This is a genomic window from Dactylosporangium sp. NPDC051087, assembly GCF_055586325.1.
In genome coordinates, this window is the sequence record NZ_JBVJIJ010000003.1 from 477,938 (window position 1) to 486,015 (window position 8,078).

Below are 8,078 nucleotides of genomic sequence, written 5' to 3' on the forward strand. Positions count from 1 at the left end.
GTCACCTGCCCGCTCCGGGGCGGCCCATGTCTGATGTGCGGGGTGGTCTCGCCGTGGTCCGGCCCGTGGCCGCCACCGCCGCCGACCTGGCGGGCCGGTCCGGACACCTGGACGGTCCCGGGCCCCGGCTGAACGGCCGCGGCGTCAGCCGTGCGGTCGCGCGTCGAGCACCTGGCGGCGGCGCAGGTACTCGTCCTCGTCGATCTCACCGCGGGCGAACCGCTCGGCGAGGCCGGCCGCCCGCGCGTCTTCACCACCGGGTGAGGCTGCCGCCCGGCGCCGGGGGACCCGCAGGGTGAAACCGTGGCGTTCATAAGGTGAGCGCGGTGGGAGATTCGGTATCGCCCCGTCCCCGGGCCCTTCTTCCCGCCATTCCGGCGTCGGGTCGCTCCTATAGTCGCGTCGTGTCCGTGAATGCCCCGGCCGCCGGTGAGACGGTCGATGTCATCGCCTCCGGTGACGTGTCAGCACCAGTCTTCGTCGATGCCACGGGCCGTCGTGGACGGCGGATCCGGCTTGTCTTCCATATCGGTGGTGTAGCGGCGCTGGTCTATGCGGTGCTGGTCGTGATCGCCGCGCTGTTCTTCACCGGCCCGCTGGACCTGCTGTCGTTCCCGGCGCCGGGAACGTCCCCGTCCGCGACGCCGCCGGCCAAGAAGCTCACGCCCGCGCCCGGCCAGCCCGCCAAACGGCTCACCGGCGCCCCCTCCGCCCGTACCAGCCCTTCACCCGGCACGGCGAGCGCGTCCGCCGAGCCGAGTGCCTCGGTAACCACCACGCCGTCCCCCGAGCCGACGACGAGCGCGCCGCCTTCCGTCCCGCCGTCCTCCGCGCCGGCCACGCCCACGCAACCGCAGCCGAGCGCCTCGCAGAGCGCCGCCCCCGGCATCACCGTGGTCGTCGTGGCGGGCCCGGCGTGACCCGTCCACGGCAGCGGGTGTCGTTCAGCCGTCTGATCTTCGGTGTTGTCGCGCTCACCGTGCTCGTCGGCGCGCTCCTGGTCGAGGCCTACACCAACGCCGAGTTCCACCCCGACCACACGGTGAACGCCGGCAAGCGCACCAAGGTCCCGGCCGAGGTGCTCGGCGGCGGCCCGATCATCGATACCCGCAACGGCACGGTGCGCTCCTACCGGCTGCCGGCCCGCACCATCGCCCTCATCTTCGACGACGGCCCGGACCCGGAGTGGACGCCGCGGGTCGTGGAGGTGCTGCGCAGGCACCACGTCAACGCCACGTTCTTCGTGGTCGGCTCCCAGGTCGTCCGGCACCCGGACATCGTCACCGAGCTCGCCCGGGCCGGCGACGAGGTCGGCGTGCACACCTTCACGCACCCGCGGCTCGACCGCCTGCCACGGTGGCAGCGCGAGCTGGAGTACTCCCAGACCCAGCTCGCCATCGTCCACGCCACCGGCACAAAGTCGGCGCTGCTGCGGTTGCCGTACTCCTCCAGTACCAGCGCCATCGACGACGCCGAGTGGCCGCTGATCCGGGAGGCCGGCGAGCTCGGCTACCTATCGATCATGGCGGACCTGGACAGCCGGGACTGGAGCCGGCCCGGCGTCGACGCGATCGTCGCCGGCGCGACCCCGCAGGGCGACGCGGGCGCGATCGTGCCCATGCACGACGGCGGCGGCGACCGCGCGGAGACCGTCGCGGCGCTGGACAGGTTCATTCCCCTGATGCAGCGGCGCGGATACACCTTCACCACCGTGTCGCAGGGCCTGGCGCGGGCGGTCGCGGGGCCGGCGGTCGTCGAGGCGCCGGCCGGACCGGTCGACAGGCGGCGCGCGTTCGCGCTGGCCACCGCCGTCATGCTGGCCGACTGGTTGACGGCCACCCTCCGGGTGCTGTTCCTGGCCGCCGGGCTGCTGACGATCGCCCGGACCGTGGCGCTGCTCCTGCTCGCGGGCCGGCACGCGCGGCGGCGGCGGGCCGCGTCGTGGCGGTGGGGCCCGCCGGTGCGCCTGCCGGTGTCGGTGATCGTGCCGGCCTACAACGAGAAGGCGGGCATCGAGGCGGCGGTGCGGTCCCTGGCGGGCGGCGACCATCCGGGCGGGATCGAGGTGGTGGTCGTCGACGACGGTTCGACCGACGACACGGCGGACCTCGTGGAGGCGATGCGATTACCGAACGTGCGGGTGGTGCGGATCCCCAACGGGGGCAAGCCGAACGCGCTCAACGTCGGGGTGGCGATGGCGCAGCACGACCTGATCGTCATGGTCGACGGCGACACCGTCTTCGAGCCGGACTCGATCCGGCATCTGGTGCAGCCGTTCGCCGACGCCTCGGTCGGTGCGGTCGCGGGCAACGTCAAGGTCGGCAACCGCCGTTCGATCGTGGCCCGGTGGCAGCACATCGAGTACGTCATCGGGTTCAACCTGGACCGCCGGCTGTATGACCTCCTGCGCTGCATGCCCACCATCCCGGGGGCGATCGGCGCGTTCCGCCGGGAGGCGCTGCAGGACATCGGCGGGATCAGCCACGAGACCCTCGCCGAGGACACCGACGCCACCATGGCGCTGTGCCGCACCGGCTGGCGCGTCGTCTACGAGGAACGCGCCCGCGCCTGGACCGAGGCCCCCGCCACCCTGCGGCAGCTGTGGCTGCAACGGTACCGCTGGAGCTACGGCACCATGCAGGCGATGTGGAAGCACCGCCGGTCGCTCCTGGACCGCGGGCCCTCGGGCCGGTTCGGCCGGATCGGCCTGCCCCTCGTCGCGTTCTTCGGCATCGCGCTGCCCCTGCTCGCCCCGCTCATCGACATCCTGCTCGTGTACGGCCTGTGCTTCTCCAGCTGGAAGGTCACCACCGGCGCCTGGCTGGCCATGTTCGCCATGCAGGTCCTCACCGCGGCCGTCGCCTTCCGCCTGGACCGGGAGAAGCTCCGCGCCCTGTGGGTCCTGCCACTGCAGCAGATCGTCTACCGCCAGCTCATGTACATCGTGCTGCTGCAGTCCCTCGGTACGGCCCTCACCGGCGCCCGGCTCCGCTGGCACAAACTGCACCGGCAGGGCTCCGCCGGCGCGGCCGCCCCGGCGCTTCCGGTGCCGCCGCTCGTGGTGGTCCCGTCCCCGGCTCGTGAGGAGTCCCGCTCCTAGCCCGGCGCCCGGCGGCGCGGTGGCGCGCCGCCGCGGTCAGGCGGACGCGGAGAAGCGGATCACCTCGACCTGACCGTCCAGCCGGACCGGACCGGCGGCGTAGGGGACCAGCAGCGTGTCCCCGCGCCGGATCGGCAGGTCGTCGTGCTCGCCGGTCAGCCGGCCCTCGCCGGCTACGACGACCAGCACGCTGCAGCCGCGGTCCAGGCGGTCGCCGCCGCGCACGCGGCGGGCGGCGAAGAACTCGTCCGCGGCCTCGGGCAGCAGCCGCTCCGCGGTGCCGCGCAGCCCGTCGAGGCGTGACGGCGTCCAGGCACCCCGGTCGACGCACTGCAGGGCCAGGTCGTAGCCGAGGCCCAGGTGGCCGTCGGCGAGGCCGAAGCCCTCGTGCTCCAGCAGCACGGAGAAGTCGGTCGGCTCCTGGACCTCGACCAGCAGGATGCCGTCGCCGATCGCGTGCGGCAGACCGGCCGGGCAGAGGATCGCGTCGCCGGCCGCGACCGGGATCTTGTTGGTGGCGGCGAGCATCGCCCCGGTCTGCTGCCCCTTCACCCAGCCGGCCAGCTCGGCGGCCGCGACGTCACGGGCGAAGCCGAGATGGACGTACGCGCCGGGCCGCGCGGAGACGATCACCCAGGCCTCGGTCTTGCCGTACGGCGAGGCGAGGTGCGCGGTGGCGAAACGACGGTCCGGGTGCACGTGCAACGGCAGCCGCTGACCGGCGTCGAGCAGCTTCACCAGTACGCCGGTGTCGACCCGTCCGGGGCCGAGCCACCAGCGCTGGTCCTCGGCGATCGCCTCGGCCAGCACGCGGCCGTCGGCGAGGGCGGACAACCCGGCCGGGGCGAGCCCGAAGCGGCTGGTCATCGAGCCGACCCAGTCCTCGGGGCGGTCGGGCAGCGCCGGCACGGTGCGGAACCCGGCGATCCGGCCGGCGCCGCGGTAGAACGTCGCGGGCTGGTTGGCGGGCAGTACCTCGACGGTCATGGGTGTCCCTTCAGGGCCAGCTCGGCGAGGAAGCCGCCGACGAACGTGTCGCCGAGCCCGACGGTGGTGGGGTCGCGGACGTCGAGCGCGAAGCCGGGCACGCACTCGACGGTCCCGCCCATGCGTGCGCGCAGCGCCGCCGCGAAGGCGACGGACTCGGGCCGGCGCGGCAGCCTGCGCAGCTGTTCGACGTCCTCGGCGGTGAAGTCGTCGCCGTGGCAGTAGCGGGTGGCGGCCATGACGGTGCCGGTGTCGAGGGCGCCGGCGTAAGCACCCGCGCCGAGCGACACGGCCCAGTACTTGGTGTGCAGCACCAGCGTCGGTACCGGGATGAGCGCGTGCACCGCCGTGAGCGCGGCCGCCACGTCCTCGGCCGAGAGCAGGTCGACCGGGCGTCCGAGGTAGGACTGCAGCTCGTCCTCGTTGAGCCCGTACACGTCGATCTCGTCGAGCAGGGCGTCGCGGACCCGGCGGCTGAAGGCGGGCTCGTGGTACGCCGCGTCCTCGAAGTAGGTCACCGCCCCGGGCGGCAGCCGCCGCATGTGGTCCTTGAGGGCCGCGAGCCGCTCGTCGAGCTCCACCTCGTCGAGCATGGCGTTGAACCCGGAGATCAGGAAGACGTCCGCCCGGGCGAGCCGGTCGCCGAGGTCGTCGGTGAGCAGCATGGCGCCGTTCGCCGGGTCGTTGACGTAGATCAGGCGGTTCGGGAACGGCGCGGTGATGTCGATGTCGCCCGCCCGCACCCGCAGGCCCTTGTCGTACTGCACGATCAGGTGCGGGTAGAAGGTGTCCCCGGTGCCGCTGTCGATGTGCTCGCTGTCCGCCGGCAGCAGCCGCCGGAAGGTGTCGTTGACGCTGACCAGGTGCAGCGTCGACGGCACGCCGAGCCAGCTCATCAGGATCCCGGCCCGCACCGACGTGCCGCCCAGGGTCTCCCGGTGCGGGAACCGGTCCGCGAAGGCCGACAGCGCCGGGGCGGAGGCGACGAAGTGCTCGCCGCCTCCGCCGCGGGCCACGTACCCGAGGATCGACACCACGAGGTCCCGCTCACTGGTCACCCTGGCCGGCGACGTCAGTTCCGCGGCGCCGATGCCGTGCTCGGCGACGAGCTGCTCCAGGACGCCGGCGGTCAGCTTCAACTCGTAGTCGACGCAACCGCCGAGGCCCAGGACTACACGGGACGCGTCGGCCATGTCAGTAGAGCGAGCCCTTGCCGGCGGCGCCGAACAGCTCGATCTTCTGGGCGGCGACCACCTTCATGGCGTCGATGCAGGCGGGCTGGATGGCGTTGGGCTCGCGGACCTTCGGGTCGTTGCCCAGCACCTCGCGCATCTTGTTGTGGTAGGCGACCTTGATGTCGGTGGAGATATTGATCTTGTTGATGCCGATCCGCGCGGCCTCGCGGATCTCGTCGTCCGGGTTGCCGGAGCCGCCGTGCAGCACCAGCGGGATCTGGACCCGGCTCTTGATCTCCTTGAGCAGGTCGAGCTTCAGCTCCGGCTTGAGGTGGGCCGGGTAGAAGCCGTGGAACGTGCCGATCGCCACGGCGAGGCTGTCCACGCCGGTCTGCTCGACGAACGTGACCGCGTCGTCGGGGTCGGTGTAGATGATCTCGGCGGCACCCGCCTCGGCGTAGCTGTCGTTGCCGCCGATCGTGCCGAGCTCACCCTCCACGGACACGCCGAGGACGTGCGCGGAGTCGGTGACCTTCTTGGTGATCGCGATGTTGTCCTCGAACGGCTTCAGCGAGCCGTCGATCATCACGGAGGTGAAGCCGTACTGGACCGCCTGCAGGATCTGCTCGTAGGTGGCGCCGTGGTCCCAGTGGATCGCGATCGGGACGCTCGAGCGGTGCGACCGTTCGGCGATACCGGCGATCATCTCGCGGCCGATGTGCCGGACCTCGTCCGGGTGGATTCCGACGATCAGCGGGGCGTTCGTCTCTTCGCTGATCTCCACGATCCCCTGGAACATCGCCCAGTCGCTGATGTTGAAGGCGGGCACGGCGAAGCCGTGCTCGTTTGCGACATCCAGGATCGCCTTGCCGGTCGTCAGCATTTCGGTGTTTCTCCTTCTGCGTTGCTGAGTGGTGTCAGGCCTTGACGGCGCCGGCGGTGAGCCCGCCGATGAACCGTCGCTGGAACACGAGGAAGAGGATGAGGACCGGAATGGAACCGAGGACGCTCATCGCCATCATCTGGTTCCACTCGTACGAGTGCTGGCCCATGAGCAGCTGAATGCCGATCGGCACGGTGCGCATGTCGTCGGTACGGGTCAGCGTGAGCGCGAACAGGTACTCGTTCCACGAGATCATGAACGTGTAGACCCCGACCGCGATGAGACCGGGCACCGAGATCGGCACCAGGATCCGCCACAGCGCGGTCCAGCTGGTGCCGCCGTCGACCTTGACGGACTCGTCCAGCTCCCGTGGCATGGTGTTCAGGTACGCGGTGATCATGATGATCGCGTAGGGGAGGGTGAACACCATGTGCGTGAGGATCAGGCCGGGATAGGTGTTGTACAGGCCGAGCGCGACGACGAGCCCGAAGTACGGAATGACGAGCGTGATCGGCGGCACGGCCTGGACGCTGACGATCACGGCGTTGATGGTCTTCTGGAACGGGAACGTGAAGCGGCTGAACGCGAACCCGGCCAGGATGGCCACCAGCAGCGTCAGGACGGTCACCGCGAAGGCGACGATGTAGCTGTTGAGGAAGAACCGCAGCTGGGCACCGTTGCCCAGGATCTCCCGGTAGGCGTCGAAGGAGAAGCCGTCGGTGATCAGCCGCGGTGGGTTCTGGAACACCTCGCCGTTGCTCTTGAACGAGGTCGACAGCAACCACAGGACCGGCAGGCCGGCGAACAGCCCGCCGATGACGAGTCCGGTGATCACGCCGGCCTTCGCGAGGGTGCGACGGGTCTTGACGGTGATTGCCATGCGTCTCACCGCTCCCTTTGCTGGCGGACGTAGAAGAAGGCCAGGACCATCGTCAGCAGCAGCACGATCACGGCGGCGGCCGACGCGGTCGCGAACTCGTACTCGCTGAATGCCTGCTTGTAGGTGTAGGTGCTGAGCATCTCGGTGGCGTGCAGCGGCCCGCCGCCGGTCATCATCCAGATCAGTGCGAACTGCTGCGACGTCCAGATCAGGTCGAGCACCGCCATGCTGACGATCACCGGCCGCAACTGCGGCAGCGTCACGTGCACGAACCGCTGGAGCCAGTTCGTCCCGTCCACGGCGGCCGCCTCGTACAGGTCGTTGGGGATGCCCTGCAACGTGGCGAGCAGGCTGATCATGAAGAACGGGTAGCCGGACCAGATGTTGACGAACGTGACCGCCCAGAGCGCCTTGCCCGGGTCGCCGAGCCAGTTCACGCCCTCCTGGACCACGCCCAGCGTCTGCAGTACGTGGTTGACCACCCCGGACGGGTCGAGCAGCAGCCGCCAGATGACGGCGATCACCGCGATCGTGAACAGCCACGGCAGGATGTAGACGATCCGGAAGATGGCCTTGGTGACCCCGCTCAGCAACTGGGTGTTGAGCATCATCGCGAAGGCCAGGCCGAGGATCAGGTGGGCCGCGGCGCTGACCGAGATGAACACGGCGGTGTTCTTCAGCGCGGTCAGGAAGTTCGGGTCGGTGAGCACTTCGGTGTAGTTGGCGAACCCGGCGAACACCGAGTTCTCCTGGACGATCACGTTGTCCCGGAACGAGTAGCTGATCACCATGACGATGGGGACCACCATCAGGACCACGATCAACAGCACCGTGGGGGACATGTAGCCGTACGGGATCAGGTGCCGGGCCACGGTGGAGCGGGTCCGTCCGGGTTTGACCCGCTCCGGCGTGGGTGCCGTGGTTTTCGGTGCCGTCATGGATGTCATCGCTGTCTCCTTGGGCGGGGGGGGGGGGGGGGGGGGGGGGGGGGGGGGGGGAGGGGGGGGGAGGGAGGCAGTAAATAAAAAGACGAACGCCCCCTCCCGCCATGCT

Annotated in this window: 8 protein-coding genes; 2 read left to right on the top strand and 6 right to left on the bottom strand. The window is 70.5% G+C overall.

The window, feature by feature from the left end; all coding sequences use genetic code 11:
* Positions 1-144 precede the first annotated feature (144 nt).
* Positions 145-342: an SHOCT domain-containing protein gene (locus ACZ6TV_RS08740; RefSeq protein ID WP_465296594.1), complete on the bottom strand. Its 198-nt coding sequence runs from the start codon at positions 340-342 to the stop codon at positions 145-147.
* Positions 343-404: 62 nt separating this feature from the next.
* On the opposite strand from ACZ6TV_RS08740, the gene ACZ6TV_RS08745 reads away from it, so the two are divergent.
* Both ACZ6TV_RS08745 and ACZ6TV_RS08750 read left to right on the top strand, forming a co-directional pair.
* Positions 405-920: a hypothetical protein gene (locus ACZ6TV_RS08745; RefSeq protein ID WP_465296568.1), complete on the top strand. Its 516-nt coding sequence runs from the start codon at positions 405-407 to the stop codon at positions 918-920.
* Positions 917-3,100: a bifunctional polysaccharide deacetylase/glycosyltransferase family 2 protein gene (locus ACZ6TV_RS08750; protein WP_465296569.1), complete on the top strand. Its 2,184-nt coding sequence runs from the start codon at positions 917-919 to the stop codon at positions 3,098-3,100. Before ACZ6TV_RS08745 ends, ACZ6TV_RS08750 begins: the two co-directional genes overlap by 4 nt.
* Before the next feature lie 36 nt (positions 3,101-3,136).
* Here ACZ6TV_RS08750 and ACZ6TV_RS08755 read toward each other — a convergent pair whose 3' ends face one another.
* Genes ACZ6TV_RS08755 through ACZ6TV_RS08775 form a run of 5 tightly spaced genes read right to left on the bottom strand, consistent with a single transcriptional unit; the run spans position 3,137 to position 7,972 of the window.
* Entirely contained in the window at positions 3,137-4,087 is a 951-nt protein-coding gene (locus ACZ6TV_RS08755) for a class I mannose-6-phosphate isomerase (RefSeq protein ID WP_465296570.1), read from the bottom strand.
* Positions 4,084-5,280, bottom strand: coding sequence for an ADP-dependent glucokinase/phosphofructokinase (locus tag ACZ6TV_RS08760; RefSeq protein ID WP_465296571.1), 1,197 nt, complete (start codon positions 5,278-5,280; stop codon positions 4,084-4,086). The genes ACZ6TV_RS08755 and ACZ6TV_RS08760 overlap by 4 nt, the downstream gene beginning before the upstream one ends.
* Position 5,281: 1 nt before the next feature.
* On the bottom strand, positions 5,282-6,145 hold the full coding sequence (locus tag ACZ6TV_RS08765; protein ID WP_465296572.1) for a ketose-bisphosphate aldolase: 864 nt from the start codon (positions 6,143-6,145) through the stop codon (positions 5,282-5,284).
* 34 nt (positions 6,146-6,179) lie between these two features.
* Positions 6,180-7,025: a carbohydrate ABC transporter permease gene (locus tag ACZ6TV_RS08770; protein WP_465296573.1), complete on the bottom strand. Its 846-nt coding sequence runs from the start codon at positions 7,023-7,025 to the stop codon at positions 6,180-6,182.
* A 5-nt stretch (positions 7,026-7,030) separates the two neighbouring features.
* Positions 7,031-7,972 carry a carbohydrate ABC transporter permease gene (locus ACZ6TV_RS08775; protein WP_465296574.1) on the bottom strand — a complete coding sequence of 314 codons (942 nt, stop codon included), beginning with the start codon at positions 7,970-7,972 and terminating at the stop codon, positions 7,031-7,033.
* Positions 7,973-8,078: the final 106 nt, after the last annotated feature.